Raw genomic sequence first — 25,460 nt, forward strand, 5'->3', positions numbered from 1 at the left:
TCTGGGGCGGGCGCGGGTGTCGGGCTGTTCGGTGGCGTCGCGGGCTGCTCGGGTGGCTGCGCGGGTGGTGGTGCTCCCTGGGCGGGCAGGACGAGGTGCCAGCCGGGCAGGAGCTGGTCGGGGTGGCGCAGCGCGCGGCCGTCGGGTTGGGTGCGGCCGGCGTTGAGGTCGAAGATCGCGGGCCAGGCGTCCGGGTTGCCGAGTTCGCGTTCAGCGATGGCCGAGAGCGTGTCGGTGGGCTCGACGGTGACGGTGCGCCCGCTCGCCGTGGCGATGTCCGCGGGACGAGGCAAGGCGACGGCATCCGGTGGCAACAGCAGCGTCCATCCCGGTTCCAGGTCGCCTGGGCTGTCGGCGAGCAGGCCGGGGTTGAGCCGCACGATCTCGTGGTAGCGCGTGCCACGGCCGAGGTGGCGTTCAGCCAAGTCCCACAAGGTGTCGCCGTGCACCACCGTGTAAGGCACGGCGTCGTCCGTTCCCGCTGCTGCGGGAGACGACGTGCTCGGGGCGCCGACAGTTCCCGCCGTCTGGTCGGTCGCGGTGTCCGTTGCGGAGGCCCGGGCTGCCGTGACGGGATGTTCGTGGGGCCATGGCGGCGCGGTGGCCGCGACTGGTGTTGCCGGGGCTGTCGATGCCGCTGCGGTACCGGCGGAGGTGGCCACGAGAACGGCGGCCACCAGTCCGGCGATCCATCGGCCACGCGGCACCCGGCGCAGCAAACCGCGGGCGGTACGGACACCGTGCCCCGTCTGGCGAATCACCTCGACCACGACGGAAAGAGTCAGCAAGAACCAGCCAGCCCACGCCACCGCCACGACCAGCCAGAGCACGAGGTCGCCGGTCAGCCACGCCCACCGCAGCGTGTTCCAGATCCGTTCGGGCCATTGGCCGATCGGGGTGGGGTCGGGCCAATGGTCGGGAAGCAGGCGGGCGGGATCGGCGCCAAGCGCGAGAAGTGCGCACGGTAGCCCGGCAATGAAGGCAAGCAAGGCCAGCGCGGCGAATGCCCCGCGAATCCGCTGTGCTGGTGCGGCGGTCATGGCAGGTCGCCGGTCCGGGTGCCGACGCCGAGTTCGGCCAGCGCGGTGCCCGTGGCCTCGGCGGTACCGCCGAGCAGCCCGATGGGGGCTGGCTCGACGACGGTGACGGTCACGCGGACCGCGCGCGGTCCGGCGACGCTGACCTGACCGGGATACCCGGCACGAGCGAGGTAGTCGGCGGCAGTGCGCGCTGCGGTCGTCGTGTCGATGCTGACCGCGGGGCTGCGGGTGTCCACCGCGGTGTTGGCCGCGCGGGCAGCTTCGGCAGCCAGCGCGTCGGCGCGGGCGATGACCCGCAACCGCGCGGAGCCATCCACTACCAAGGCGAAGACGAGCAGCAGCGCGGGCACCAAGACGGCCACTATCACGCTGACCGATCCCGTGTCCCGCGGCGTTGTCCGGGTGGTCATGGGATGCCTCGGTAGGGGTCGGTGGGGCTGGTGAAGGTGCTCGTGATCGTGTCCGTGCCGCCGGGGACCGGAAGTGCGAGATCGCTCAACGCGACCTGACAAGTCAGACGTGCCCGCACCTGTCCGGCGCGGCCGACCGCGATCTGGCTGGCGTCGACCGACACGCTGGAGGTGTGACACGTCAGGCCCTCGCGGTCGAGCCGTTCGCGGGCGACGCGGGTTCCGGCCTGTTGTGCCGCGTCGGGGCTGCGCGCGATCGAGGCAGCTCGCGCTGCGGCTGCGGCGGCGTTGTCGACCGCTTGCTGTGCCGAGCTGACCCGGGCACCGGCAATGATCAGCAGCCCGACGAAGAGCACGGCAGGCACCAGGACCGCGGCTTCGACGCTGACTGAACCCGTGTCACTCCAGCAGCGCGACCAGTCATGGTGTGTTCGGTTTCGGGACCTCATGGGCCGTCTCCAGCCGCCAGCGCGGGCACGGTGAAGCGCTCTTTCACGGCGTGCGCGGATGCGGCGACGCGGATGTCCAGGCCCGGGATCGGCACCAGCCGGATGGCGGTGCCCGACACCTCCACTTGGACGGTGTCCGCGGTGACGGTGGTGTGGACCTCGGGAGCGGTGAGGACGCCGCGGCCGGCGCGGGTGGCGAACGAGCGCGCGGCCTCGGCCGCTGTGGTGGTCGTGCCACCGACTGGACGTCCAGCCTCCACTCCGGCCTGGGCGGCTTGCGCGGCGACGGCATGGACGTGCCACCACAAGCCGCCCTGCACCGCCGAGAGGATCAACACCAGGGCAATCGGAAACAGAATGGCCAAGCCGACGGACTCTGCTCCCTGGTCGCGGATCTGAGCTGTGCCGGTGCTTTTCGTCGCCCGTGGATGTCCCCGGTAGCTGAGTCCGCTGGTACGCATCACTGGGCCGCCGAGCTACTTGCCGCCGGTGTGTCTGCGGTGGGTGTTGGAGCCGCAGCGAGGGGACGTGGCGTGGGCACCGTCTTCGCGGTGGTGGTTTTCGGCGGCTGTGTGGTTTTCTTCGCGCGGGAGCCGTTATTAACGGGCTTCTTTCGCTTCGTAGACGCTGGTTTACCCGCTTCGAGCCAGCGGGCGAGGTCGGTGGCAGGCACTTCGGTGAACTCGGCTAGCTCGTCAATATCGATGACGTCGCTGGAGTCGGCGAGGACCTCGCCGAGTTCTCGTTCGACCTCGTTCAGCTGGGCAGCGATCTCGGCACGACGCGTAGCGAGATCGCCGACTCGTTGTGCCGCAGCGGATCGCTTGGCGCTGCGGGGCGCGTCGGCCTCCGCGACACGACGTTCGATCTCCTCGTTGGTAGGCATCCTGGCTCCTTCGTCTCGTCACTTGATCTGGCCTTGGAACTGCTGCACCACGGCACGGATCGCGACGCCAAGTCCGATGGCCACAGCGAGCCCGATGGCCACCAGGACGGCCTTCTCCACGCTTTCCGATCCGCGATCACTGGTGGCACGCACGCGTTCCCAGCGGGCCGTGACGGTGACGAACAACAACATCACTGCGCCGCCGAGACTCAGCTCAAGCTGCGCAACGCGACGCCGCGCCGCGGTGAGGTAGTGCTCCAGGATCTCGGTCATGATGTTCAACTCCTTGGTGTGCAACGTTTTTAGGTGATTCGTCTCAGGCTGCGCGGCTAACCACCGGCTGTCAGCAGCCGGAGCAGGGCTGGATAGATGGCCAGCAGGAGAAATGCGACCAGCAACAGGGCAACCGGGAGCGCGAGCCGCTGGGAACGCCCGTTGGCGTCGGCCTTGTCTCCGGCGAGCGCGGCCGAGCGCAGCGCGCTCGCTTTCGCGATGAGCGTGCTGTAGATGGCAGCGCCATCAGCGGCGGTGGACAGGATGTCGGCCAGGTCGGCGAGTTCGACGACACCCATCCGTTTGCCCAGCCGGGATAAGGCTTCCCACGGGGTGTGCCCGGCGCGCATCGCCCGGCCGAGTGTGCGACTGATCCGCGCGAACACCCACGAGTCCGCCACCGCGGCAGCTTCGGCGAGTGCTTGGCTCGGGGCGCGACCCGTCGCCCGTTCCTGGGCCACCAGGTCGAGATACGCGGCGACCCCGCGCCGGAACTCCTCTCGCGCCCGAGTGGCGTCCTCGCGCACGGCCAGCACTGGCACCAGCGACCCGGCCACCGCAGCGACCAGCACGCCCAGGATCACAACAGTGCCGGGGAAACCGACGCCGCCGAACCACGCCAAACCTGCCATCGCCACGACGCTTGCAGCGGCGCCGCTAGCCCATGCCAGGCGTCGAACGATGTAACGTTCGGCCGTCTGGTCGAGCACGTCGAGGTCGCCGGCCGGAATACCCCACCACCGGTTCGATGACCGCGCCGAGTACCCGGCCAGGCGGTGCAGTCGAACCGACCAGCGACCCAGCGGCGCAGCTCCGTCCACGCGACGCGCTGCGCGGTCGTCCAGCTCCGCGACCGCGGCGGCCAGGTTGACCGGTGCTGGCCGTACCAACGCCAGAATCACGCACACGAGCGCGATCCCGGCGAGGGCGCCGAGAACAGCGGCAGCGATACCCGGGCTCATCGCAGGGCCTCCGCGTCGGGCTGGGTGACCACGGTCAGCGAGCGCTTCGGCTTCGGTGCGCCGACTGGGGTCCGGGAGGAGACACCGAGCAGCCGGGCGGGGCGGCGAGTGCGGATCAGGATGTGCATCCACCACCCGGCCGCGCCGAGCAGACCCCCGATCCCGGCCATGACCACCTGGCCCAGCACTCCGTCGAAGGGCGAGAGGAATTCCCGGGCGAACAACACCAACCCGACCAGCAAGACCACGGTGATGCCGAGGATCGCGCGCACATCGGTGCGCGGTTTCGCCCGGTCGGCTTCGATGTCCCGGCGGGCCACGACCTCCCGTTCGAGGGCGGTGGCTTTCGCGTCGAGAACATCGACCAGACCGCGTCCACCGGCGCGGGCGCGCAGGACCAGGGCGAGGACGACCTCGTCGGCGGCTTCGTCGCCGACGTCGTCGGCGAACGCGCGCAATGCCTGCTCCAGGCCGCGGGTGCGCAGCCGCACTGCGAGGGTCTCGACCTCGGTGGCCAACGCGTCGGGGGCGGTGCGAGCCGAGCTGGTGATCGCCTGCTCCAGCCCGCCCGCGCCGGAGGCCAGTACGTCGGCCAGCCGCCGTACCCAGCTTGCCAATGCGTCCAAGCGCGCGATCAGTCGCTGCGCGTCGTGTCCGCGGGCCAGGATCGGCACGGTCACCGCCCCGGCGACGGCGATGATCGCCGCCACCGGCCAGCCAGTGGCCCACCACACCACCGCGCCCCCGACCACCGCCACAGCAACCCGCCGCAGCGGAAGCCGTGCCAGGCGCTCCCGCCAGCCTGCCGCTCGCTGCGGCACGGAACCTCGAACGCCACCACCGGCTTTCCGCGGGGCAGGAGGCAGCATCGCCGCAACCGCGCAGGCGAGGGCCAGCACGGCGACGACGCCGAGCAAGCCCGGCCACACGTTCGTCATCGCCGGCCTCCTTCTGGGAAACCGGTGATGTTTCCGGTGCCTATCCCCGCACCGGCGGTGTCGAGCTGGGCGCGGTCGAAGCCGTGCCGCTCTAGGCGCTCTAGCAGGTCACGGCTGGGCGCATAGGCCGGAACCGCGCGGCCGTCGGCAGGGCGTGGGGCGAAGATCCTGGTGGTGTCCGGGCGGCCGGAATCACCGACCGGACCGACCTCTATGACCTCGGAGACGAACCGCTGTCGGTGGTGCGCTCCGAGGTGGGTGTGGTCGGTGCGGGCGACGTGCACGACCAGGTCGATCGCCGAGGCGGTCCACTGGTGGGCGGCCTCGATCGCCAGCGGCGGGGTAGCCAGCTGCCCGAGCGCCCCGATCCGGTCGAAGACGGCGGACGCGTTGGTGGCGTGCAGGGTGCACATCCCGCCAGTCGCGCCGTTGCCCAGTGCCCGCAGCATCGCGGTGACCTCTCCGGCGCGGACTTCCCCGACGACCACCCGGCTCGGCGAGTGCCGCAAAGTCTGCTTGAGCAGATCGTCCAGGGTGATTTCGCCGATCCCTTCGCTGTTGGCCGGCCGGGCTTCCAGCGGTGTGACCAACGGGCGCGCGCCGATGTGCAGGCCGAGTTCGTATTCCTCCTCGACGGTCACGACGTGTTCGTAGTCCGGGATCTCAGTGCACAACGCGCGCAGCAGCGTGGTTTTCCCCGCGGCAGGACCGCCGGAGACGATCACGTTGCAGCCCGCGCGCACCGCCGCACGCAGGAACGACGCGATCACCGGATCGAGCGTGCCGTTGGCCACGAGGTCGTCGAGGGTGACGTCGACCAGGCGGTGGCGACGGATCGCCACTCGCGGCCGGTCGCTGACTTCCATCACGGCCGCGACCCGAGCGCCCAGCGGGCCGCCAGCACCGATGCGAAGGTTTCCCAGCGGGCGGCCAGCATTGAACTCGCGCGACGTTTGGCCCTGGCGCGCGAACATCGCCGCGAGCATCTCGACCAACTCGGCGTCGGTATCGGCCACCGGGTGTGGCCACGGCTCGATCGATCCGTCTGCTAGTTCGAGCAACACGCGGTCGCACCCGTGCACGTGGATGTTCTCCACGTCTTCGCGCTCCAGCAGCTCCTCCAGCGCGCCCAGTCCGGACAACGCGGCCACCACCGCGCGAGTCAACCGGCGTTCCGCCTCCACCGACAGCGGTGCCTGTCCGGCAGTGGCGCGACGCTGCACCCAAGAAGCGACTTCCTCGGCCACGTACGCGCGCATGCGTGTCTGCTGCTCCTCCGCAGACAAGGGCGTGTCCAGACGGGTCTCCCCAGCGGCGACACGTTCCAGCCGTGCCGCGACCGACTCCCGGATTTCCCTTACAGCGCGCGGGTCCAGTTCGTCGCTCGCCGCGTGGTCCTGCGGTTGCCCGAACGCCTGCGGCGGCCTGCCGCTGCCCCTGGGGACGCCGCCGTGTGGCGATGCCAGCGGCACCGGATGCGGGTAGCTGGCGGGACCGTTCGGGAGGCGGTATCCGTTGTGTGGCAACGTCATCGTGTTCCTCCGGTGAGCGCGCCTGCGGACACTCGCGGTGTCGGCGCGTGCAATTCGGCGAGCGTGTAGTTGTGGTAGATCCCGTGCAGGCGGCGCGCCGCACGGCGGCCTGCCCGCAGCAACGGCGACCGACGGGACAGGGCACCTCCGTCGACCCCGTCCGAGAGCACCCCCGCCGCCCGCGCGTCCGCAGGAACTTCGACCCCGGCATCGCGGCCCAGTGCCGCGCGGACCTCTCGGGTGCCGGCAGGCGTGGTCGCGCATACCGCCAGCCCGAGTCGCTCCGGGGCAATCCGTTCGGCGAGCGTGGCCAGCACGGGGCGTGCGGCCAGCACGTGCCGCTGGGTTGGGCGCACCGCGAGCAACACGACGTCGGCCGCCAGCAGCAACGGCCACGGCGTAGCCGCGCCGTAGCGGCCGACATCGACCAAGGAGTCGGCTGGATGACCGGTCACGGTCCTGAACGCGGCCAGCGACGCGGTCAGGCGAGTCCATCCCGCAGTCCCGACCGCGGCGTGTTGTTCCGGCGACGTCAACCCGGCAAGCAGGCCTACGTGCCGTGCGGGCGGCGCGGTCTGCACGTGGTCGATCAGCGTGGCCGGGTCGCCCGCTGTCGCATGGCGGGTCGCGGTGGCGTGCGACAGGACGCCGAGATCGGTGCGAACCGTGCCGTCCACAAGCCACTGACCCAGCCAGCCCGGCGCGAGGTCGCCACCGGCCGGGTCGCAGTCGGCCAGCAGCACCGGCGCGGGCCACGCCGCCGCCAACGCGGCCAGCGTCGTGGTCGCGCCCGGTGCTCCCTTGCCCGAGACGATCGTGATCATGGCCAACACCCTCACCGCCCTTCCCGACGAAGATTTGCTCGCTATGCGCCTGGTCCGAGCTGGACCACGACAACCTGGCCCGCCGCAGCGCTGGTCGCGGCCTGTGCGGCATCCGCGCCGACGACGACATCGACCGTGACCGCGCCGGTCGAGTCCGGCGGCCCGGTGCCCACCACCCGCGCCCGAAACGGCGCGGCCGTACTCGCCGAAGCTTGTCCCGCATCGGTCCCGGTGCCGCCCGTCACCGGGCTGACCTGGACCAGGTCACCGGGCGACAGACCGCGCGCGGGTAGGTGACCCGGCTTCACCGCGAGCCCGACCAACCGCTCACCCGGCCCAGGAACCGGTTGCGCGGACACCTGGCCGGGCGCCAGCACAGTTCCCGCGGGCAAGGCCGAGCGGGTGACCTGCCCGACTACTCCGGCACGGTCACGGGCCGGAATCGAGGACACGCCTTGGTCCGGGACCGCCTTCGCCACCCCGAGATCGCCGTCGCTGATCCGCTGGCCCCAGCCCACGTCCCGCGTCAGCACCACGACATCGATCCGGGCGTCCTGACCCGCGATCAGGGCATAGTTGCCGAACGCGACCACCGCGGCCAGCACGAACGCGACGCCCAGCAGCCACCACCGCCGCCGACGCGGCACCCGCGGCCCATCACCGTCGTTGGGCAGCTCGACGTCAGCTGAGCCGCCACTTGCCTGGCGTGGCCCGGAAAAAGACACAGCAGTACCCACTGGGCAACTCCTTACCCATTTTTTTGGAAATACAGTTTTCTTATGTCTGACGGAATGCTTCTATCGCATTCTCGGTCCGCTAATTCGCGCGCAGAGCCTGCACCTCAGCAACTGCGAAGCTGGCTCTGGCCCTCGACTGCATCTGCGGGAAGTCCCCGCCGACGTCAGCAGTTCCATCCGATCCGACCCAGCTCACCGACCACTGGATCGCCCACTCCGCGCTGGCCTGATCGTTCGGTTGGCCCACCGAGCTGCGGGTGTAGACGAACCCGCAATCCGGGCTCGCCGCATGCAGACCAAAGGAGCGGTCGTACGGTGTGCCCGGTCCCGAACATGTCATCGAACCGCCCGTGCCCGAGTTAAACGTCATGCCTACCGGGGTCGCGGTCACCTCGGCCCACACAGGTCCGACCTGCACCCGCTGCACGGCTGGATGCCACACCCCCCGGTCGGTCCATATCCAGGTGTTCTCGCCGACGATCGTCGCGTCCCGCCCGTCCGGCAGCCGCACGTCCGGTGAATGCCGTGGCACCGGCAACGGCAGTTGCAACTGCTCGAACGCCTGCGCCGCCAGCTCAGCCGGAGTCGGCAAGGGCGGTGCCGCAGGCGCACCCGGCGGCGCCGGGGCGTCCGCGGGAAGCGGCGGCAGGCAGCGCATGCCGAACGCGCTACCACCCGGCCGACCAGCACCGGGGGCACCTCCGACACCGAAACCGCCAAGAAAGCATCCGGGAGGAATCCCGCTCGGCGAATCGGCAGCATCGCTCGAACCGGCGGCGGCCTGCCGATCTTGGCCGGTGCCGGCCGACTTCTTTGCCGGACCGCCCGGCCGCACAGGTGCCTGGCCTCGCTGCTCCAAGGCCCGCATGTCGATGTGTGGCGGGGCGACCAGACCAGAGAGGTCGCCCGGAACGACGATGACCTGACCATCGTCATTGCTGGGCGGAGGCGGATCTGCCTGGGCTGGTGACGGCAGGCCCGCCACTGATATCCCACCCAGGCACAGCACGCCTGTCAGGACTTGTGCGAGATGTCGACGGACCATCAGCATGTCCCGCCGGGGAACGTGACTTGAGCGACCTTCCACCGGCCGTCAGCGCTGTCGCGTTTGAGGTCTGCATTGACTGGATTCCGCGGTACGCCGACGGTCTTCCGATCACCGGTCTTGGCATCCGCCTGACCTGCCCTTGAACCGTCCTGGCAGTCGACTACTTTCGCGGAGGCGCCGGTGATCTGAACTGACACGATGCGCGCCGTGACATCGCCGTAGACCTTGATCCCGGCCTGTTTCTGAGATTGCATCGCGTTCAAGGTGGTCGTGAGCTGAGGGTCGACTGCCACCGCGGCCACTACGTCATGCCAGGTGCTCTCCGGCTTGTCGCTGGCATGGAACGTGCTGACCCAGAACTGGCTGTAGGCGGCTTCGACCGCGGCGCGTTCGTCCTGGGCGGAAGAGGTCGCTGCCTGTGACGGCGCGGACAGGTTCGGCGAAGACGATGGTGACGGTGCCGGGTTGTACTCGCCGCTGCACCCCGCCAGCAACATGGCGAAGGTGCCAGCCAGGATGACGTGCAGTCGCCGACGATTGGTACCGATGTTGCTCACAGGGTCCTCCCCAGTGCTCCCGATGCTGATGTCCATGCCGACCCGCGCCTGCGCAGGCCGCCATGCGCCTATGTCAACAGGATGCTTACCAGCGCGCCGGCGAGCAGGGGTGGACCTGCGGGGAACCGGGATTTCATACTCTTGGACGACACTGCTACCGCAAGCGCGACCAGGGCGGTAAGCCCGCTCGCGACGAGCAGACCGCGCAACAGGCCATCCCACCCGAACCAGCCGAGATACAGCGCGAGCGCGGCATACAGCGCGGTATCGCCGCCCCCTGTGTGTTCCGGCGCGCACATCTGGACCAGCAAGGCAAGGCCGAGCACGGCCACCATTGCGATGCAGGCGAAGCCGAACCGGAACCAGGTTCCGTCGATCACGGTGGCCCAGAGCATGAACACAGCACCTCCGCCCGCCAGCGCTGCCACCAGCGGAAACGGTAACCTTCGGCAACGTAGGTCCGTGAGCGCCAGGCCGCATCCCAGTGCGCACGCCCAGCACCATGCCAGCCAGATCGGTGTCGCGCCGAGTCGAGGCAACCCAGCCCAACACAGCACCGCCGTCATCAGCGACATCGCCGTGGGAAGTGCGATGCGTGCCAGCCGGCCAGTGACAACCACTGTGCCCGTCGTTCGTTCCGTGGCCGCGAGCAGCGCTGGTCCCGCCGCGATACTCGCGGCTCCGACCGCGGGCACCAGGATCGACATCATCAACACCTCCAAGACGAGCACGAAGGCGCTGGCGTGGACCGCGGCATCCGGCCCGGCTCGCGTCGTGGTTGCGCTGGTCCTCATCGTGGTCGACAGACAGATCGGCCTTGATCGTGACGATCCGCGCGTACGGGGTGGCTGAAGTCATCGCGCGTACTGCTCCGATCGGGAAGAGCTGCGGTGTCGTCCGGCGGTGGGTTCCGTGGCGGACGTGGACGCCCCCGCGTCCTCCACCGCGGGTGCGGGTTCGGTGCCAGCAGTTCCTGGGATCTCGTCGAGGCGTGGACCGGAAACCGCCAGGCCGGTCCTCGTCGCGGTGGCAGACGGACCGGTGGCGGGTTCCAGGTCGGTCGCTTCGGCAAAAGCGTGGAGGTTCGGAGGCGGGGCGGGCGCTGTGACAAGTTCTGCGATGGGCTGCCAGGTGACGCACCGATCGCACCAGGCATAGCTGGGAATGGCCTCGGGGTTCTCGGCGAGTTCGGTGAGTTCGGCTTCGCCGATCTCGTCGAGTGCACGCGTATGGGAGCAAAGAAGGAGGAAGTGCGCCATCGGTGTGCTCCGTCCAGGACGGTGGGGCTCGGGATGGGGCGGCGGTGCGGCGGACGCGGAGGCTGGGGTCCTGGCGAGCCGCCGCACCAGCCGGTCCGAGCGCGACTCGGCGCTCGGGGTCAGGTGCGGTTGACCGCCCAACCGTGATGGTTCACAGAGGGAATCGACATGCGTCGGCGCGGTTGAACCAATCCACGAGACGGCCACGGGCGTCGAGAAGAGCTGCTGGAATTCCAGGGATGACATCGCGAAGCGACCGGCGGCGAGAATAAGGGGCTGGCGCTGTGCGAAAAATGCAGATATGGCTTCCAGAAAAAGGTTGTGACTTCCCGGCATTTCCGTGTTGACGGGATACCCGGATTGAGTTCCGGACGCCGGGGCGACACCTAGGGGGAGGAGTGTCGCCCCGGCAAGCGAGACCGGGCGAGGCGCCGTCGATCCCCCGACTGGGTCGACGGTTCCGGGAGGTGACTCGGTTCGCATACCTCCACAGTGGAGCAACGAGAACGCGTCGGGGCCCGGTAGCCGAGGACAGTCTTGTGCTCTTTTTGTGCTGGTTTTGTGCTCGTTTTGTCCAGACGAAAACAGTTTTCATCTATCCGAGGGACTGGCGACATCGCGTGCCCGTGTCGGCACATGCTGTTACTTTCGATGCTCGCGCGGATGAGCGTATCGGGATAGAACTACGCCGCATCAGTAGGGCCTCGGCGTGTCCCGAAGCCCTACTGGGGTTCTAGGCGGAGAAAGAGCCTTATGGCTGGGTGGCTCAGGTGCCGGGCTCGTCGCGGGTGCTCAGGCACACGTTGATCGTGGCGATCTGGGCTTGAATGTCGAGTGCACGCGGGTCCTGCAGTGATTCGAGGATGTCCCCCGCGGCGCGGTAGGAAGCGCGCGCTCCTTCGGGGTCGCCGAGTTTGGTCAGCGTTTCGCCTCGGGCGACGAGGGTTTCGGCCTGACCCCAGCGTTCGTGTCCGATGCGGCGGACGGCCAGGGCCGCGTCGAAGTGGGTCAGCGCAGCTCGTGGCTGGTGCTGCTGCAGCAGGACCAAGCCCATTTGGTGATGGGCGAGGCTGGCGACGGGTTGTTTCGGGGCGAGCGCCAGGGCGCGGGCGAGCGCGTCCTCGGCGAGTGCGCGGGCGTCCTCGGTGTTGCCCAGGTTCTGGTGCGTTCCGGAGAGCATGGCGCGGGCGACGGCGACGCCGAGGTCGAGGCCGACGCGCGCGAAGAGCGTCTCGGCCAGTTCGTAGGCCCCTTTGGCGTCGTCGTGGCGGTCGAGGGCGCTGTAGGCGGCAGCGAGGCCGAACTCGCTCCAGGCGCGGCCCCGGTCGTCGCCCAACTCGGTTTGCAGGTCGACCGCGCGCCGGAGGTGGTCGATGCCTTCCTCGGTGCGTCCGAGTTCGTGCAGGACCCAGCCGAGGCTCTGGGTGCAGCGGGCGATGCCCGGGGTGCTGTCGAGGGCTTGCGCGGCGGCGAGTCCTTCGGTGGCCGCGGTGAGCCAGGTGCTCCAATTCTTGGTCAGGTAGAAGTAGGGAAGAAAGAAGGCCGGAAGCATCCAGGCGGCGTCTCCGGCGCCGATGGACCGGGCGTGGCGGGCGAGTTCGAGCGCGGTGGTCACTTCGGTGTCACACCATGCCAGCGCGCCGTGATAGTCGTCCGGGGCGAACGGCGTGGCGACCTCCGGAATGGTCGTGGTGCCGGTTCCGGTGTCGAGTTCGAGGTCGAGTGTGAGCCCGGAACCGGCCCAGTTCGGGGTCAGGGCGTTGCTGGCTTTCCACGCGGTTGTCACGTACCAGCGCAGGAGCCGGTAGCGGGCCCGTGCCACCTCGTCGAGGGAGTCTTCGACGACGGCGCGCTGATAGGCGTAGGCGCGCAGGAGGTGGTTCATCCAGAGGCGTCCGGCGCCGACGTAGGCGTCGTCGAGCAGGTGGGCGTGGCGCAGCACGTCCAGCACTTCACGGACGGTACCGACGTCAAGGCCGGTCTGGGCGGCGACCGCTTCGGCGCTTAGCAGCGGGACGGGGATGATGCCGGCCAGCCGGAACACACGCTGCTGCAGCGGCGACAGGGCGAGGTAGGACAGGTCGATCACGCCGTGGACGTTCATCGAAGGGTCTGAGGATGTGAACACGTCCAGGCGCCGTGTTTCGCTGCCGAGCCGGTCGGCCAGGCTCTGCAGCGAGTCGTGCGGGTGCTGCTGGATGCGTTCGGCGGCAATGAGCACCGCCATCGGCAGCCGTCCGCAGCGGCGCACGATCGCCTCGGCGGCCTCGCGCTCGACCTCGACACGTGCCTCGCCGGCGCGCCTGCGCAGCAGGGTCAGGGCTTCCTCGGGCGACAGCGGGGGCAGGTCGATATGCAGGCCGCCGCTGTGCAGCAGCAGGGAGGGCTGGTGCTCGCGGCTGGTCAGCACCACCACGCTGCCCGCCCCGGGCAGCAGGTGCCGGACCTGTTCGTAACTGGCGATGTTGTCCAGCACGACGATGGCCGGACGCGCGGCCAGCAGCGAGCGGTAGCGGGCGGCGCGTTCCTCGATCGTGCCGTGCAACGCGTCGGCACCTGCGCCGAGGGCGTGCAGAAAGCCGTCCAGGACGTCGCCGGGGTCCACGGCCCGCCCGGGGGCCAGCCCGCGCATGTCGGCGAACAGGCAGCCACCGGCGAAGCGGTTCTGCACCCGCGCGGCCCAGTGCAACGCCAGCGACGTCTTGCCGACCCAGAAGCCGCCCTCGATGACGGCGGTGACCGCAGCTCCCGGGCGGGCGTGCTCAATGAGTGCGGCGTCGAGTCGGTGGAGATAGTCCTCGCGGCCGACGAAGTCCGCGGCGGCAGGTGGCAGTTGCATCGGACGAGCGGGGGGACGGCGAATCTCGTCCTGCTCATGGGCGAGCTGTTCCAGCTCGCCGTCGGCGCCGAGTGCGCGGTCGACTTCGCGGACCAGAGCCGGTGCCAGAGGGCGCGCGCCGTGCAGGATCTTCGACAAGTAGCTCGCGCTGTAGTTGGTCTGGGCCGCGATGTCGTCGATCGTCATGCCTCGCTGGCGGCGGAGCCGGTGCACCGCCTCCGCGAAAGCGTTGATGGACCTCAATTCCACGTCTCCCCCTGGATGGATCGACGCGCTACAGCCGCTTGTGGCGGAGCAGCGCGTCGCGGCGTCGTCCGAGGACTGGGCCGCAGGCTGTGGGGACCGGATCGGACGTCCGCCTCACTAAGTGGAGCGACGACCGCGACAGCCGAGATTCGTTTGTCCCGCGCCGACACGCGGAGTGACCAACCTGTCGATGACAGGCAGTCACCACCCAACGCCCACGCGGGGGCGCCTCGCCACCGTCACACCGTCAAAACCGTGCAACAGCCACCAGTCACAGCGCACGGGAGATTTCCCAGCTCATCCGGCCCCGCGTCGCAAGACCTCTCCCCGGAGTCGGGAAGATCACCCGATCTTCCCTGGATACCCGCATCTTCCCAACCGATGCAACTACCGGGTAACCGATTACACCGTTCGGACTAATTGTGACACGCAACACTACTCAGTGCAACTGAGTAAAACTACCTGCCGTCACTGAGTGTTATGACGCTTGTGCGAACGAGGTACGTCGGTGCGGCGTTGGAAGCGGGTACAGCAGCGCCACGGTTTCGACAGCGCACTCCGGGCAGATCCGCAGGTTCGCCGGACGGCGCGGGCCCAGGGATTCGAGCACGAGCTGGCCCTCGTGCAGGTGACGGGTGCACACGGAGACGTCGGTGTCGGGCAGGGCGGTGTGCGCGCGTCCGGGGTGGTACGGGCTGACGCCCCACTGCAAGTTGGTCATCGTGAACCTCCTCGGGTCGCGGCTGTGATCTCGGCGAAGCTGGAGTACGCGGCCTCGATCGCGGAGTCCGGCAACGGGTCGAGCCCGACGTCCGCGCGCGCAAGGTTGACCTCGGCCGGACGGTGCAGCGGGTAGAGACGGCCGGCCGCCTCGGCACCGAGCCGCAGCCACTGGGTGCCATAGCGCTGCGGGCGCTGTTGGTCGATCGCGACCCGATCGGCCAGAAACGCCAGATCGCGCGGCGCAGCGTCGCGATTGGCCACTGCGGCCCGCAGCTTCGGCAGCCAGCAGGCCCGGTACGGCGCGGGCGCGTGCTGAGCCAGCACCCAGGCGGCGTGCGCGCCGTCGACACCGACGCTCCGGCGGCCGGGCCAGCCGTGCACCGCCACGATAGGCGCGAACCAGCGCACGTTGTCCTCGTCGACGCGGTGAACGGTCTCCCACTGCTCCGGCGTGAGAGCCACGGAGCCAAGCTCGGCGCGGGCGCGCTGATCGGCGGCGGCACGCTCGATCAGCTCGCCGCGCAATGCGGCCAGCTCCGGGTCGACGCTCGCCGTGTTCACGGCTGTCCTCCTGCCAGCGCGGCCGATCCGGACGCGGTCAGCATGAGAGGCCGATCAGCGTCGGCGGCGAGATGGCCGGACGCGAGCAGCTCCTCACCTGCCTGCGCAATCCACTCAGGCACCGCCCGGCCCCCGTCGGTGAACAGCTCGCCATCGTGGCGACGCAGCTCTCCGCGCGCGGCCCGGCGCAGCGCCCACCAGCCCGCGACGTCGACCCCGGCGCCATCCGCGCGGCAGCTCATCCCGGTTGTCGGTTCGGCGGCATCGAACGAGGTTGTGGGCGTCATGGCGTCTCCGATCGAGCGGTCGGCACCGGAGTGGCCAGTGCACGGGTGGTGGCCAGCAGCGCGGCCTGCGCGGGCAGATCGGCTCGGGTGGGCCAGTCGACCCAGCGCCACAGATCCAGCGCCTCGGTCTCCGGCGACGGCAGCACCACCAGGGCGTTGTCCCCGACCACGCTGACGCCCAACGGCACCAGCGCGGCCATGTGCTCCAGCGTCGCGCTGCCCGGCCCGCTCAGGAACGTCCACCGTTCCCCACCGGGATGCGCCAGCGCCGGGGCGGGCATGGCCCGTACCCGCAGGCTGGGCGCGACCTTCCGTCCCAGCGCGGCGGGCATCGTGACCGCGCCGAGCAGCCCGCCGAGGCGCAGCGCGATCCGGTTGCCGTCCGCGAGTTGGGCGGGCAGCCCGCAGGTGGCCCAGTAGTACTCGCATCGCCGCGCCGCTGTGTCCCCGGCCGATGCCGGGGGCGCCATGCAGGAAACGGACATGCCCATCAGTCCCTTCGTGTCTGGCCGTTCAGCGCGGCCCGCGCGCTGGCGTAGTCGGGTACGAACCATGCGGTCTCCTGCGGCGTGATCCGCCAGCGCGAGATCTGCCTCGGAACCTGGCTCGGCGGCAGCAGCACGCACCCCTCCCGTACCGAGCGCGGCGGATCACCCGCTCGAACTCCGGTATCGGCGACGTGGTCGACGATCAGGTGCCAGCGAAGGCCCGGCCCGACCACGATCGGGCCCAGACATCCGGCGCTCCGGAGCGCCGCTTCGGCGCCGCTGCCGCCAGGACCGAGGTCGATCACCCCGATCGCACCGGGACGCAGGAGAATGGGCCACGGCCGATCCGTCCACGCCTCGAACGCCTCGTCCTCAGACACGGGCTCGCCTCGGCACATCAGATCGGCGACCTCGGGCAACGACTGGTCCTCGAGGACGCTCGTCCTAGGAGACGGTGCCGGAGCACCACGGCAGATCGGCCAGCCGTGCGCGGCGTACTCGGTCGCGGCACAGCGCATCTCCGTCAACGCGCCCGCCGGATACGGATGTGTGCTCAACACCGAGCATCACCATTCTGCGGTCCAGGTGCCTCGTCCGCGGGCGCTGGTTCGCCAACCGGCATCGCGGGGGTGAACCAGTCATGGAAGTCCGTCATCGTGCGGCGCGGTGCGTCCGTGTTCCACCGGTGCAGCCCTTCGAGCACCTGCTCGTACAACACAGCGCGCTCGGAACCGACATCTCCTGGTGGCCCGGCAATCGGCTCGGACGACGGGAGCGGAACGGGCAGCGACTCAGGCGCACGAGCTTCGTCGAGGGCGTGCCGGCTCACGACAACGTCCTTGCCTGCACAACGCGCTCCAGCAACGCGACGACCATGCTGCAGGGCGGCAGAAGCTGGTCCGGACAAGGAGGCACGACCCAGTCGTCTCGCGTCCTCACGCCGCGGCCAGGTCCCGGGCCCGGCGTGAGCTGCGCGCCGTCCGGCATCAGCCGGACCTTGGCGTCGATCAGGGACTCCGGCAGCGCGAAATCGGCCCGCCGATGTGGCGCGGTCAGCACCGCCCACCGCCCGGGACCGTGCCGCAAGACAGGGCCCCGAAGGCAACCCGACGCCAGCTCAGCGACCACAGGCCGGGCAAGGTTCTCGGGTATGTCGAGCACGTCGACGACCGTGTCCTCGGTCGTGGCACGGCCCCCTGCGCCGTGCCACGACCCTTGGACGGGTTGTCGAACCGCTGCTTCGCGAGGACCGGCCATCACGCTGCCTCCGACATGACCATCGGCGTCGGTTGGAGGGCGTGACGGCCGCTGGGCTCGCGTTCGTCGTCGTCGCGAAGAACGACCGGCACCCGGCCAGCAGCTTCCGCGGCGTGCCGCCCTCCCGGTGCCTCGCGATGCGGGGTGGGTGCCGCTCCCGGATGGCTCCGAGGCGCGGGGATTCCCTCTCGCGCGGATTCATCGAGCCGCGCGTGCAACTCGATGGCGTCCCGCAACGCAGCACGTAGCTGACCCGCAGCACGTGGATCGAACACCACCACGACGCCGCCTCTGGCGATCGTGATCTGGGGTCCGTGCTTCGCAACCGAAACCTCGACGTGGGATCGGCGGCCGTCGCGATCACGACACGGCACCATCCCGGCGTTTCGTAGGGGCTTCCACCCAGCTCTGGTCAGCAGGGTCATGAGCCTGTGTCGGTTGCGCCTCATGCTTGTCACCCACCTTCCGCGACAGCGGCAGCTCGTGGCGTACCGCCGCGCCTCATCGGGCTGTCGGCCTTCGAGAATGCATCCCTGCTTACAGGAATGAACGCGATGGTGGGTAGATTAGCCAGATAATTATCTGAGACATATAGCCCGTACGGGTGTTCTTATCGCTAGAGGCGAGTAATCTCGTGGAGTATGTCCCGCGAGTGATCCAGCAGCAGGAAGGACCGGGCCTTGGCGAAGCAACACGCCTCCAGCACGCTGCGAGCGTGGGAGCTGGGTGTGCGACTGCGTCGCGCTCGCGGCGACCTGGGCCTCACGGCCGCCGCGGTCGCCAAGCGGGTCGGGATCGCGCCGAGCAACTTCTCCGCCATCGAGGCCGGCAAGCGCCGCGTCACCGCGAACAACCTGGCCCAGCTCGTCGAGACCTACGAACTCGATGACGCCGAGCGGGAGCTACTCGAAACCCTGCGCGTCGAAGCCGAGCAGCGGAACTGGTGGCACGACTACACCGAGCTGTACAGCGAGGAGTTCCTGCGCTTCCTCGGCCTGGAAGCCGGCGCCAGTCTGGTGCGCGAATGGGCACCGATCTACGTCGCGGGACTGCTGCAGACCAACGAGTACGCCCGCGCGACGATCCGCGCGGGCAGCCCCTACATCAAGGCCGTCGACGTCGGCCCCCGGCTGGAAACCAGGCTGGCTCGCCAGGCCCTGCTCGACGAGGGCCTGAAGATGGACGTCGTGCTCGCCGAAGGCGCTCTGCGCCAACAGGTCGGAGGGCGTGCCGTCATGTGCCGCCAGCTCGACCACCTCACCGAAGTGATCACCCGGCCCAACAGCACCGTCAGGGTGCGAGTTGTGAACTACGAAGCCGGAGCGCACGCACTGACCGGCGGGCCGCTGAGCCTGTTGAGCTTCGACAACGCGCTGCTGCCGGACCTGATCTGGCAGGAAACCGCGATCACCGGCAACCTCATCGACCGAGTACAGGTCGTCCGCGAGTTCAAGGCCAGCTTCGAAGACGTCTTCGGCTTGGACGACGTCTCCAACGCGGTTGCGCTCAACGACGCCGACTCGCTGACCCTGATTCAGCAGATCCGCCACGAAATGGAGGCCGCAGCGTGACCACAGATCCGCGTAACCCCGCTCGCCCACGCACGGGCTGGTTCAAGTCCAGCTTCAGCCCCTCGCAAGGTGGCTGCGTCGAAGTTCTCTTCGAAACGTCCGCCGTCCTGGTTCGCGACACGAAAGACCACGGCGAGGGCCCGGTACTCACCGTCGACATAGCCGCGTGGCCCGGCTTCCTCGCCGAGGTCACCGGCACGGCACCCGCTGGCAGCAACCACGCACTACGCATCGAACACCAGACCGATGGTGGCGTGCGCCTGCACGCCGCTGACGGCACAGCACTCACCTACACCGTGGTCGAGTGGACCGCGTTCACGCAAGGCGCCGCAGCTGGCCAGTTCACACTCCAACCAGCGGCATAGCCGCTCCACGAGGTGGTCGATCGCGATCACACCATTCGCATCACCACCATTCCGCCCAAGATCGGATAACCAACCACCCACCAGCACACACGGCGAGGCGCAATCGCAACAGACCCCAGTTGTAGGTCGCTTGTAGGACTCGAAACTGAACCAGGCGATCGAACCGTCCCGTCGCCCATGACTCGCGCTGGAACCCGGAAGGAGGACGCGATGGCCACCGCAGAAGATGACCATCTTCACCCCCTCGCCGTCGTCTTGCGCGAACGCGGGCTGACGCTGGAAAAGTTGGCCTCTTCCTACCGCGGAGAACTCGCGCGCCAAGGGCTGCGATCGGGAGCAGACCGGCAGCTCATATGGAAGTGGAAGTCGGGCAAGAAGACGCCCAGCGACGAATCGCAGCACGTGCTGGCCACGGTGCTGGGCGTCCCGCACACTCTCGTCACAGAGCGCGGATGGCCATCCTGGGTGTGGTGCGCAACCAACACACACGGGCAAGTGGTCGAGCCGCCATGGTCGATCGCCGGGACCATGAAGGTACTTCGCTGGGTGACAGGAGATCGAGTGGATCGTCGCGGCTTTCTGGCCCTCTCGGGCGCCAGCCTGCTCGGAGTCGCCACCGAGTGGGCCTCCAATATGGCGACAGCCAGAGCAGCGGCGCTCGTGGCTGAGACGCGAGGGGAATACCTCAGCCGTGAGGTCCTCGACCGCCTGGGAAACCGACTTGCCGAACTCCGCCACCTGGACGATGTTTTCGGCGGCACAGATCTTCGACACCTGGCCCGCGCCGAGCTTCGCTGGCTCTCGACCCTCGCAGACACCGCCACCTACGACGAAACAACCGGCAAGACCCTTTTCGCCCACATCACCGAAGCTGCCCGCCTGTGCGGCTGGCTCCACTTCGACGTCGCACAACACGCCGCTGCCCAAGAGCACTACGTCACCGCTCTGCGGTCCTCAGTCGAGGCGAACGCTCCCGAAGCCGGCGCACATGTTCTCGCCTGCATGAGCTTCCAAGTAATGCTCGAAGGGCATCCGAACGATGCACTCTCCCTCCTTGACACGGCATCAGACTTCCTCGGCCGCGGCGGCAACGCCCGCCTGAGAGCCATGATTGCCAGTCGCAAGGCGCGGGCGTACGCCATCGCCGGAGACGCCAGGGGCTGCGGTCACCAGCTCAACCTCGCCGAGCGGTATCTCGACGCGGCCGATACCGCCCCCGCCGACGCCCCGGACTGGATCTACTACTTCGACCACGCCGAACTGGACGCCCAAGCTGGCGCCTGCTGGGTGAGTTTGTCCCAGCCCGCACGCGCGAGGCCCCTGATTGACTCCGCGCTGAGCACGATGAGCAGCGACTACGTTCGCGACCGAACGATCTATCACGCCCGCAGCGGGCAGGCTTACGCCGATGCCAACGAACTCGACATGGCGTGCCGCGATTTCGCCACAGCGATCGATCTCGCAGCGCAAACGCAGTCAGTCCGATCAATCGAGACGATACGCGTCGGCAGAGCCACCCTCGATCGCTATAAAGGCGACCCGCGGATTAACAAACTCGATCGACAGTTCCAACGGATCGCCTGCTGATATGCCTGCTTCTGAAGATCGAGTCGCCATCGTTACCGGAGCCAGCAGGGGTATCGGACGGGAAATCGCCCGTCAGCTTTCTGCTCGCGGAATATCGGTGTGCGCGGGCGTACGCAATCACGGCCCCGAATCGCCCACAGTGGAAGGTAATTCCGCTGCCTCGGGCACCTATTGCGAGACCACGCTCGATGTCACCCAGCCCGATTCTGTACGCGAGGCTGTCCAAGCTGTTCTTCGCATGTTCGGAAGAATTGACATTCTTGTGAACAATGCAGGAATATCTGACGGGGATCACGACGCACTGCGACTCGATGTCGAAGCATTCAAGAACGTAATGGATGTGAACGTACTGGGCGCTTGGCGACTGTGCGAGTCGGTGATACCAGCGATGACCGCAAACAATTATGGTCGCATCGTAAATATCTCCAGCACCCTCGGGTCATTACATCATCTAAACCGGGCGACTGAACCTGCATACCGGGTCAGTAAAGCTGCTATAAATGCCTTGACTCGCGTGTTCGCCGCTCGCTTGAGCGGGACGGGAATTCTCGTCAACGCTGCGTCTCCGGGATGGGTCAGAACGGACCTCGGCGGACCGAATGCGCCGCGTTCTGTCCAACAAGGAGCCGACACCCCGGTCTGGCTTGCCACGCTTCCTGAAGATGGCCCATCTGGCGGCCTCTTCTATGACCGCGAACCGCTCGAATGGTGAGCTTCGGCGAGCAGAGTCTTCCTTCTGAAATCGCTCAAAGCAGCTTTTCGGTGGACGTCGCCATCAAGGTGTAGGTTCAGAGCCAGCCAAGGCGAAGTCTACTTTCTGTAGCCGAGCTTGGGTCCGACCGCGGGTTGGCCGGACGCATGGAAATTCTGCGACCTACAAGCGTCCTACGACTTTCTACTTCCACTTCCGCCCGCCAAGCGCAAAGCTCGCAGTCTCGTTATCCGTGCGATTAGTCAACGGAGCACGCCAAGCGAGCAAACCCGGCCTGCTACTACAGAAGCCAGGCCCAACCGAAGCGAGCAGGAAGAGGTGCGTGATCGCTCTTGTGGCACTTCGGTGGTACTTCAGGGCGACATCCTGCACTTATCCTCCTGCGTTCGGGCGGGGCCAAAACGACCTACTCCAAGGGGGGAAGAGTGACTGTTCGGTTAGGGCTTGAACGCGAGAGAGTGCGGCGTGCCCAAGCGACGCGCGAGAACGACGACGTCGCCCGCTTCCCCCACTCTGGTCCCGTCTTCTCACACCGCTTAATCGCCCTCTGCGCGAGCAGGGGAGGTTCCTCTGCGCGTTCCGGCTACCTCGCGGGCGAGGCTGGGAGCGGCGGCGTGGCGACACATCCCCGAATCCGTTGCACAACGCAACGAGAGATGTCGTGACGGCTCCAGCCCGGCCAATGACGTCCTCATCTCGCCCTGGCCAGACCCGTCCCCCGGGGTCGGCTAACGAGGTGGGGCGCGGGGCGGCACGACCATCCGGCGACACGACGACTCCCCCTCCCGCCGATGGTCGCGCCGTCCCATCCTTCACGGGAAACGACCAACCACCACCGCTGGTGGTCGTGCTCCCGGCGTACGCCAGTGGCGACACGGTTGCGCTCGTGGCCGAGCACACCGAGCAGGCGGTGTTGACGACGGACCTTTCCCGACCGATCTGCACCGTGCTGGTGGACACCAGTGCCGCGACGGACGAGAGGACGCGCGTGGCGTTCCAGAACGCCCGGTTGCGGGGTTCCCGTGTTGAACTGACGCTGCCGGGGGCCGGCTGGGGTGCCGCCGTAGCGCGGGGCTTGCGACACGCAGCTCAGATCGGTGCCAAGGAAGTCGTCCTGGCCGATCCGATCGTGCCTGCGGATCTTGAGGCACCGGCCGCGGAGTCGCGGCTCGCGTCGGCGTTGCGCAGGCTGCGCGAGCAGGAGCGGCCGGGAGCGGTGTGCAGCCCATTGGCCGCGCCGTGGTGGCAGCGTCTGCTGGCCATCCACGTGCTGCGACCTCTGTGCGCGCCATCGCTGGGTTTGACGCTGGTGGACCCGCAGGCCCGTACGCTGGTGCTGTCCGGCGACGCTGTGCCCGGTGTGCTGTCGCCGTCCTGGGGTTTGATGCGCATGGGCTGGGAGCACGGGCACGGCCTGGGTCTGTTGGCAGCCGTTCGCGAGGCCGGGCTGGATGTCGGGCAGACCTTGCCCCGCATTCCGCATCCGGAGGCGTTCGCGCGGTCGATGAACCGGGATCCGGTGGATCGTGGTGAAGCGTCCGCCCTGCTGCCGACCGCGCTGCGGTTGGCGTCGGTCGCCTCCTCAGTACGCGATCCGGTCCCGGTGGTGCCATGGGTGGCAGATCTCGGGTTGGTCAAGGGGCAGCTTCCGCCGCCGGAGGTGTTCACCGCGATGTTGACGCAGTGCTCGCGGGCGGCCCAGGTGGTGGCTTCGCGACCGGGCGTTGCCGCGGGCTGGCCCGAGCCACTGCTGAACTCCTGGCATGCCGCTCGTGCGTTGCAGGCCGATATTCCCGCGATCGCTGAGCGGTTGTGGCTGACGTACCTCGCGCGGCTCGGGCCGTGGCTGCGCTTCGGCGCCAGCGCCGGTGGCTACACCGTGCCCGCCCGTCACTCGGTGGTCGCGGCGGCGCGCCAATTCTTGCTGGCCACCGGAACACCGGTCATGGCCGAGCAGTCCCCTGCAGACGTCCGCGGCGAGTCCATCCCCTCCTCGCTCCCCGGTACCGGTTGAGCAGAACCGACGCTCGCCGGTCACGTTCATGCGGGGCCATCTCGAAGAAGAAAGGTTCGGTTCGTATGCCACGCCGACAACCAGCACGCGGCGCCGTGGACTGCGCGACGTTCAGGGGCCGCGACTGCGCGGAGGTGTTCGCGGGTGCCGCCGAATGGCTGGCCGACCCGGTACAGACCGGGATTCAGCTGTGGGCCGTCGATCTCGACCAGCCCCGCCGCGTCGATCGCGAGTCCGACGACGCAGACGCGGACGTGTATCTCGAGCTGTTCTACCTGCGCTCCGATAACGAAGCGCGCAGCACGCAGGAGCAAGCAGAATGACCACGGCGGCTCTCCCCGGCAGTGTCGTGGAGCGGGTCGCCCTGTTCGGGGCACTCGCCAGCGCGTTCCACGGGTCGCATCTATGGGCGGATCGCTGGCTCCAGCGTCCCAAAGATGCTGTCCTCAAAGGACTACACGGCGACGAGCTGGTGTATCCCAGCGACGGCAAATCCGCATCCGAGGTCTCGCGTGAGAATGAGACCCCGGTGCCGGCCTGTGTCGTCGGGCGCCGGGCGGCCACGGCTCATGTGTTGACCTACGCCGCCGGGCAGTTGGTCATCACTGAGGCCGTCGCACGCACTTTCTGCCTGCGCCTGCCGTGGCGTGCCAGGCTGGCCGGTGCGGTGATCAACTTCGGGACGCATTGGATCATCGACCGTCGTCGTTTCCTGTTGTGGCTGGCGAAGCGGGTCAACCACAAGGACACCTTCATCGCGGTCGCCACCGTGATGCGCAAGCCCGATTACGAGCCGGACACGTCTGGGCCGGGCACGGCGCTCTCCGACCTCGACCAAGGGCTCCACAAACTTCTGGGTGTCATCGCGGCGGCGGTGATGGCTCGCCTCGCCGTACCCACACGCCGTCGAGTGCGAGGTACCGCGTGCTGATCACCACTGACGTAGGCGACACCCTCGGCTCGTTCGATCGCCCCGGCACGGCGGACGTGCTGCGGGACATCGCGCTGGCGCCGGACAACGCGGCCGAGATCGACCGCAACATCCTGCACGTCGTGCCCGAACTCACCGACGAGGTCGCCGCACTGGTGCGCGAGCGGTTGCTCATCAACCCCTCCGACTGGCCGCAGATATGGCCGACCGGCGGGTTCACCGCCTACCCCGGCACGCTGGCCGCATTGGAACGCCTCGCAGCCCTGGCACCGGTGGTGGCGCTGTCGAACGTCTCCTGCATCGCCGGACCCGCCAGAATAGGCGACCTTCTTGACCAGTGCGGACAGCACCTCACCGGGATCTACACCAGCTACCAGCTGCGTGCACGCAAACCCCAGCCCCGGTGCTGGACCACGATCGCCGCCGAGCACCAGGTGCCGGTCAGCGACATCGTCCATCTCGGGGACCGCGTGCCCGAAGATGTCCGGGGAGCGCTCGCCGCCGGGTGCCGGGCAGCCGTGCTCGTCAACACCCGCGACGTCGACATCCCGGATGACGTTCACCGCGACCCGCGTGTCGCCGTGGTGCCCGACCTCGCCGCCGCCGCTGAGCACCTCGCCGAACTGGCAGGAGCACCTGCATGAGCGTGACGGTGTCTCCGATGCCCGAGATGCGCGGGCACTACTGGAGCGGAAAGTGTTTCCGTCCGCGAGGCGGATGCGGAGCTGCGTTTTTCGGGCCACACTGCCGGATTCGCCAGCACCGACACTGGGACGAACTGCCGCGCTTGTGCTCGTGTTATCCGCATATCTCGCGGGTGGAGAAGGCGATCGTCGCCAACGGCGACCGAGCATGGCTGGTCGATCACAAGGTCGCCCTCGCCGCAGTCGGACGTGTTCCCGCCCGTCCCGCCGACGCCAGCCGGACGGGCGCACCATGATCCACAACGACCGGTCTGACGATG

31 protein-coding genes are annotated in these 25,460 nt (G+C 68.5%); 9 read left to right on the forward strand and 22 right to left on the reverse strand.

Features of this window, described 5'->3' with window-relative positions; translation table 11 throughout:
- From HFP15_RS16735 to HFP15_RS42835, 14 genes are all read right to left on the reverse strand, one after another.
- The coding region (locus tag HFP15_RS16735; protein ID WP_168516543.1) for a LysM peptidoglycan-binding domain-containing protein at positions 1-1,040 on the reverse strand (1,040 nt) is incomplete at its 3' end.
- The gene (locus HFP15_RS16740) at positions 1,037-1,450 is read right to left on the reverse strand and encodes a hypothetical protein (protein ID WP_009155738.1); all 414 of its coding nucleotides are present in this window, start codon (positions 1,448-1,450) and stop codon (positions 1,037-1,039) included. The genes HFP15_RS16735 and HFP15_RS16740, both read right to left, overlap by 4 nt.
- Entirely contained in the window at positions 1,447-1,899 is a 453-nt protein-coding gene (locus tag HFP15_RS16745) for a TadE/TadG family type IV pilus assembly protein (protein ID WP_168516545.1), read from the reverse strand. The genes HFP15_RS16740 and HFP15_RS16745 overlap by 4 nt, the downstream gene beginning before the upstream one ends.
- Positions 1,896-2,264, reverse strand: a complete 369-nt coding sequence (locus HFP15_RS16750) for a TadE/TadG family type IV pilus assembly protein (RefSeq protein WP_281355584.1) — start codon at positions 2,262-2,264, stop codon at positions 1,896-1,898. The genes HFP15_RS16745 and HFP15_RS16750 overlap by 4 nt, the downstream gene beginning before the upstream one ends.
- Before the next feature lie 95 nt (positions 2,265-2,359).
- Positions 2,360-2,785 (reverse strand): hypothetical protein, encoded by a 426-nt coding sequence (locus HFP15_RS16755; protein ID WP_168516548.1) that lies wholly within the window; start codon positions 2,783-2,785, stop codon positions 2,360-2,362.
- 18 nt (positions 2,786-2,803) lie between these two features.
- Entirely contained in the window at positions 2,804-3,058 is a 255-nt protein-coding gene (locus tag HFP15_RS16760) for a hypothetical protein (RefSeq protein WP_009155742.1), read from the reverse strand.
- A 56-nt stretch (positions 3,059-3,114) separates the two neighbouring features.
- Positions 3,115-4,020, reverse strand: a complete 906-nt coding sequence (locus HFP15_RS16765) for a type II secretion system F family protein (RefSeq protein WP_168516550.1) — start codon at positions 4,018-4,020, stop codon at positions 3,115-3,117.
- Entirely contained in the window at positions 4,017-4,958 is a 942-nt protein-coding gene (locus tag HFP15_RS16770) for a type II secretion system F family protein (RefSeq protein ID WP_168516552.1), read from the reverse strand. Before HFP15_RS16770 ends, HFP15_RS16765 begins: the two co-directional genes overlap by 4 nt.
- Positions 4,955-6,490, reverse strand: a complete 1,536-nt coding sequence (locus HFP15_RS16775; RefSeq protein WP_168516555.1) for a TadA family conjugal transfer-associated ATPase — start codon at positions 6,488-6,490, stop codon at positions 4,955-4,957. The genes HFP15_RS16770 and HFP15_RS16775 overlap by 4 nt, the downstream gene beginning before the upstream one ends.
- Positions 6,487-7,314 carry a hypothetical protein gene (locus HFP15_RS16780; RefSeq protein WP_168516557.1) on the reverse strand — a complete coding sequence of 276 codons (828 nt, stop codon included), beginning with the start codon at positions 7,312-7,314 and terminating at the stop codon, positions 6,487-6,489. The genes HFP15_RS16775 and HFP15_RS16780 overlap by 4 nt, the downstream gene beginning before the upstream one ends.
- Positions 7,315-7,355: 41 nt before the next feature.
- The gene (locus HFP15_RS16785; protein ID WP_168516559.1) at positions 7,356-8,051 is read right to left on the reverse strand and encodes an SAF domain-containing protein; all 696 of its coding nucleotides are present in this window, start codon (positions 8,049-8,051) and stop codon (positions 7,356-7,358) included.
- Positions 8,052-8,130: 79 nt separating this feature from the next.
- Positions 8,131-9,102: a hypothetical protein gene (locus tag HFP15_RS42830; protein ID WP_246271787.1), complete on the reverse strand. Its 972-nt coding sequence runs from the start codon at positions 9,100-9,102 to the stop codon at positions 8,131-8,133.
- A complete protein-coding gene (locus tag HFP15_RS16795; protein ID WP_168516561.1) occupies positions 9,096-9,656 on the reverse strand; it encodes a hypothetical protein in 561 nt (186 codons plus the stop codon). The genes HFP15_RS42830 and HFP15_RS16795 overlap by 7 nt, the downstream gene beginning before the upstream one ends.
- 68 nt (positions 9,657-9,724) lie before the next feature.
- Entirely contained in the window at positions 9,725-10,084 is a 360-nt protein-coding gene (locus HFP15_RS42835) for a hypothetical protein (protein WP_246271788.1), read from the reverse strand.
- Between the two features lie 211 nt (positions 10,085-10,295).
- On the opposite strand from HFP15_RS42835, the gene HFP15_RS16805 reads away from it, so the two are divergent.
- Complete coding sequence (locus HFP15_RS16805) at positions 10,296-10,508, forward strand: hypothetical protein (protein WP_168516541.1); 213 nt, start codon at positions 10,296-10,298, stop codon at positions 10,506-10,508.
- A gap of 2 nt (positions 10,509-10,510) precedes the next feature.
- Here HFP15_RS16805 and HFP15_RS16810 read toward each other — a convergent pair whose 3' ends face one another.
- From HFP15_RS16810 to HFP15_RS16845, 8 genes are all read right to left on the reverse strand, one after another.
- Positions 10,511-10,915 (reverse strand): hypothetical protein, encoded by a 405-nt coding sequence (locus HFP15_RS16810; RefSeq protein ID WP_168516565.1) that lies wholly within the window; start codon positions 10,913-10,915, stop codon positions 10,511-10,513.
- Positions 10,916-11,681: 766 nt separating this feature from the next.
- A complete protein-coding gene (locus tag HFP15_RS16815) occupies positions 11,682-14,003 on the reverse strand; it encodes an XRE family transcriptional regulator (protein ID WP_168516567.1) in 2,322 nt (773 codons plus the stop codon).
- Positions 14,004-14,478: 475 nt separating this feature from the next.
- Positions 14,479-14,721: a class III extradiol ring-cleavage dioxygenase family protein gene (locus tag HFP15_RS16820; RefSeq protein ID WP_009155753.1), complete on the reverse strand. Its 243-nt coding sequence runs from the start codon at positions 14,719-14,721 to the stop codon at positions 14,479-14,481.
- On the reverse strand, positions 14,718-15,284 hold the full coding sequence (locus HFP15_RS16825; RefSeq protein ID WP_168516569.1) for a DUF6624 domain-containing protein: 567 nt from the start codon (positions 15,282-15,284) through the stop codon (positions 14,718-14,720). The genes HFP15_RS16820 and HFP15_RS16825 overlap by 4 nt, the downstream gene beginning before the upstream one ends.
- The gene (locus tag HFP15_RS16830) at positions 15,281-15,571 is read right to left on the reverse strand and encodes a hypothetical protein (RefSeq protein ID WP_168516571.1); all 291 of its coding nucleotides are present in this window, start codon (positions 15,569-15,571) and stop codon (positions 15,281-15,283) included. The genes HFP15_RS16825 and HFP15_RS16830 overlap by 4 nt, the downstream gene beginning before the upstream one ends.
- Positions 15,568-16,062: a hypothetical protein gene (locus tag HFP15_RS16835; protein ID WP_210717359.1), complete on the reverse strand. Its 495-nt coding sequence runs from the start codon at positions 16,060-16,062 to the stop codon at positions 15,568-15,570. The genes HFP15_RS16830 and HFP15_RS16835 overlap by 4 nt, the downstream gene beginning before the upstream one ends.
- Positions 16,062-16,619 carry a hypothetical protein gene (locus HFP15_RS16840; protein WP_168516575.1) on the reverse strand — a complete coding sequence of 186 codons (558 nt, stop codon included), beginning with the start codon at positions 16,617-16,619 and terminating at the stop codon, positions 16,062-16,064. Before HFP15_RS16840 ends, HFP15_RS16835 begins: the two co-directional genes overlap by 1 nt.
- Positions 16,620-16,884: 265 nt before the next feature.
- Positions 16,885-17,118, reverse strand: coding sequence for a hypothetical protein (locus HFP15_RS16845; RefSeq protein ID WP_168516577.1), 234 nt, complete (start codon positions 17,116-17,118; stop codon positions 16,885-16,887).
- Between the two features lie 878 nt (positions 17,119-17,996).
- Between HFP15_RS16845 and HFP15_RS16850 the strand changes: the two genes are divergently transcribed.
- The 8 genes from HFP15_RS16850 (at position 17,997) to HFP15_RS16885 (ending at position 25,140) form a co-directional block, all read left to right on the forward strand.
- On the forward strand, positions 17,997-18,887 hold the full coding sequence (locus HFP15_RS16850; protein ID WP_168516579.1) for a helix-turn-helix domain-containing protein: 891 nt from the start codon (positions 17,997-17,999) through the stop codon (positions 18,885-18,887).
- Complete coding sequence (locus HFP15_RS16855; RefSeq protein WP_168516581.1) at positions 18,884-19,252, forward strand: DUF397 domain-containing protein; 369 nt, start codon at positions 18,884-18,886, stop codon at positions 19,250-19,252. The genes HFP15_RS16850 and HFP15_RS16855 overlap by 4 nt, the downstream gene beginning before the upstream one ends.
- 210 nt (positions 19,253-19,462) lie before the next feature.
- Positions 19,463-20,839 (forward strand): helix-turn-helix domain-containing protein, encoded by a 1,377-nt coding sequence (locus HFP15_RS16860; protein ID WP_168516583.1) that lies wholly within the window; start codon positions 19,463-19,465, stop codon positions 20,837-20,839.
- Between the two features lies 1 nt (position 20,840).
- The gene (locus HFP15_RS16865) at positions 20,841-21,551 is read left to right on the forward strand and encodes an SDR family NAD(P)-dependent oxidoreductase (RefSeq protein WP_168516585.1); all 711 of its coding nucleotides are present in this window, start codon (positions 20,841-20,843) and stop codon (positions 21,549-21,551) included.
- 886 nt (positions 21,552-22,437) lie between these two features.
- Positions 22,438-23,565, forward strand: a complete 1,128-nt coding sequence (locus HFP15_RS16870; RefSeq protein WP_168516587.1) for a hypothetical protein — start codon at positions 22,438-22,440, stop codon at positions 23,563-23,565.
- A gap of 65 nt (positions 23,566-23,630) precedes the next feature.
- Positions 23,631-23,888 (forward strand): hypothetical protein, encoded by a 258-nt coding sequence (locus tag HFP15_RS16875; protein ID WP_168516589.1) that lies wholly within the window; start codon positions 23,631-23,633, stop codon positions 23,886-23,888.
- Positions 23,885-24,496 carry a hypothetical protein gene (locus HFP15_RS16880; protein WP_168516591.1) on the forward strand — a complete coding sequence of 204 codons (612 nt, stop codon included), beginning with the start codon at positions 23,885-23,887 and terminating at the stop codon, positions 24,494-24,496. Before HFP15_RS16875 ends, HFP15_RS16880 begins: the two co-directional genes overlap by 4 nt.
- The gene (locus tag HFP15_RS16885) at positions 24,490-25,140 is read left to right on the forward strand and encodes an HAD family hydrolase (protein ID WP_168516593.1); all 651 of its coding nucleotides are present in this window, start codon (positions 24,490-24,492) and stop codon (positions 25,138-25,140) included. The genes HFP15_RS16880 and HFP15_RS16885 overlap by 7 nt, the downstream gene beginning before the upstream one ends.
- Positions 25,141-25,460 lie beyond the last annotated feature (320 nt).

Source organism: Amycolatopsis acididurans, assembly GCF_012328925.1.
Classification (GTDB): domain Bacteria; phylum Actinomycetota; class Actinomycetes; order Mycobacteriales; family Pseudonocardiaceae; genus Amycolatopsis_E; species Amycolatopsis_E acididurans.

Coding starts and splice junctions, on each gene's coding strand:
- HFP15_RS16740 (WP_009155738.1), bottom strand. CDS start 1,450: ATGACCACCCGGACAACGCCGCGGGACACGGGATCGGTCAGCGTGATA.
- HFP15_RS16745 (WP_168516545.1), bottom strand. CDS start 1,899: ATGAGGTCCCGAAACCGAACACACCATGACTGGTCGCGCTGCTGGAGT.
- HFP15_RS16755 (WP_168516548.1), bottom strand. CDS start 2,785: ATGCCTACCAACGAGGAGATCGAACGTCGTGTCGCGGAGGCCGACGCG.
- HFP15_RS16760 (WP_009155742.1), bottom strand. CDS start 3,058: ATGACCGAGATCCTGGAGCACTACCTCACCGCGGCGCGGCGTCGCGTT.
- HFP15_RS16765 (WP_168516550.1), bottom strand. CDS start 4,020: ATGAGCCCGGGTATCGCTGCCGCTGTTCTCGGCGCCCTCGCCGGGATC.
- HFP15_RS16770 (WP_168516552.1), bottom strand. CDS start 4,958: ATGACGAACGTGTGGCCGGGCTTGCTCGGCGTCGTCGCCGTGCTGGCC.
- HFP15_RS16775 (WP_168516555.1), bottom strand. CDS start 6,490: ATGACGTTGCCACACAACGGATACCGCCTCCCGAACGGTCCCGCCAGC.
- HFP15_RS16780 (WP_168516557.1), bottom strand. CDS start 7,314: ATGATCACGATCGTCTCGGGCAAGGGAGCACCGGGCGCGACCACGACG.
- HFP15_RS42830 (WP_246271787.1), bottom strand. CDS start 9,102: ATGCTGATGGTCCGTCGACATCTCGCACAAGTCCTGACAGGCGTGCTG.
- HFP15_RS16810 (WP_168516565.1), bottom strand. CDS start 10,915: ATGGCGCACTTCCTCCTTCTTTGCTCCCATACGCGTGCACTCGACGAG.
- HFP15_RS16820 (WP_009155753.1), bottom strand. CDS start 14,721: ATGACCAACTTGCAGTGGGGCGTCAGCCCGTACCACCCCGGACGCGCG.
- HFP15_RS16830 (WP_168516571.1), bottom strand. CDS start 15,571: ATGACGCCCACAACCTCGTTCGATGCCGCCGAACCGACAACCGGGATG.
- HFP15_RS16835 (WP_210717359.1), bottom strand. CDS start 16,062: ATGGGCATGTCCGTTTCCTGCATGGCGCCCCCGGCATCGGCCGGGGAC.
- HFP15_RS16860 (WP_168516583.1), top strand. CDS start 19,463: ATGGCCACCGCAGAAGATGACCATCTTCACCCCCTCGCCGTCGTCTTG.
- HFP15_RS16865 (WP_168516585.1), top strand. CDS start 20,841: ATGCCTGCTTCTGAAGATCGAGTCGCCATCGTTACCGGAGCCAGCAGG.
- HFP15_RS16875 (WP_168516589.1), top strand. CDS start 23,631: ATGCCACGCCGACAACCAGCACGCGGCGCCGTGGACTGCGCGACGTTC.
- HFP15_RS16880 (WP_168516591.1), top strand. CDS start 23,885: ATGACCACGGCGGCTCTCCCCGGCAGTGTCGTGGAGCGGGTCGCCCTG.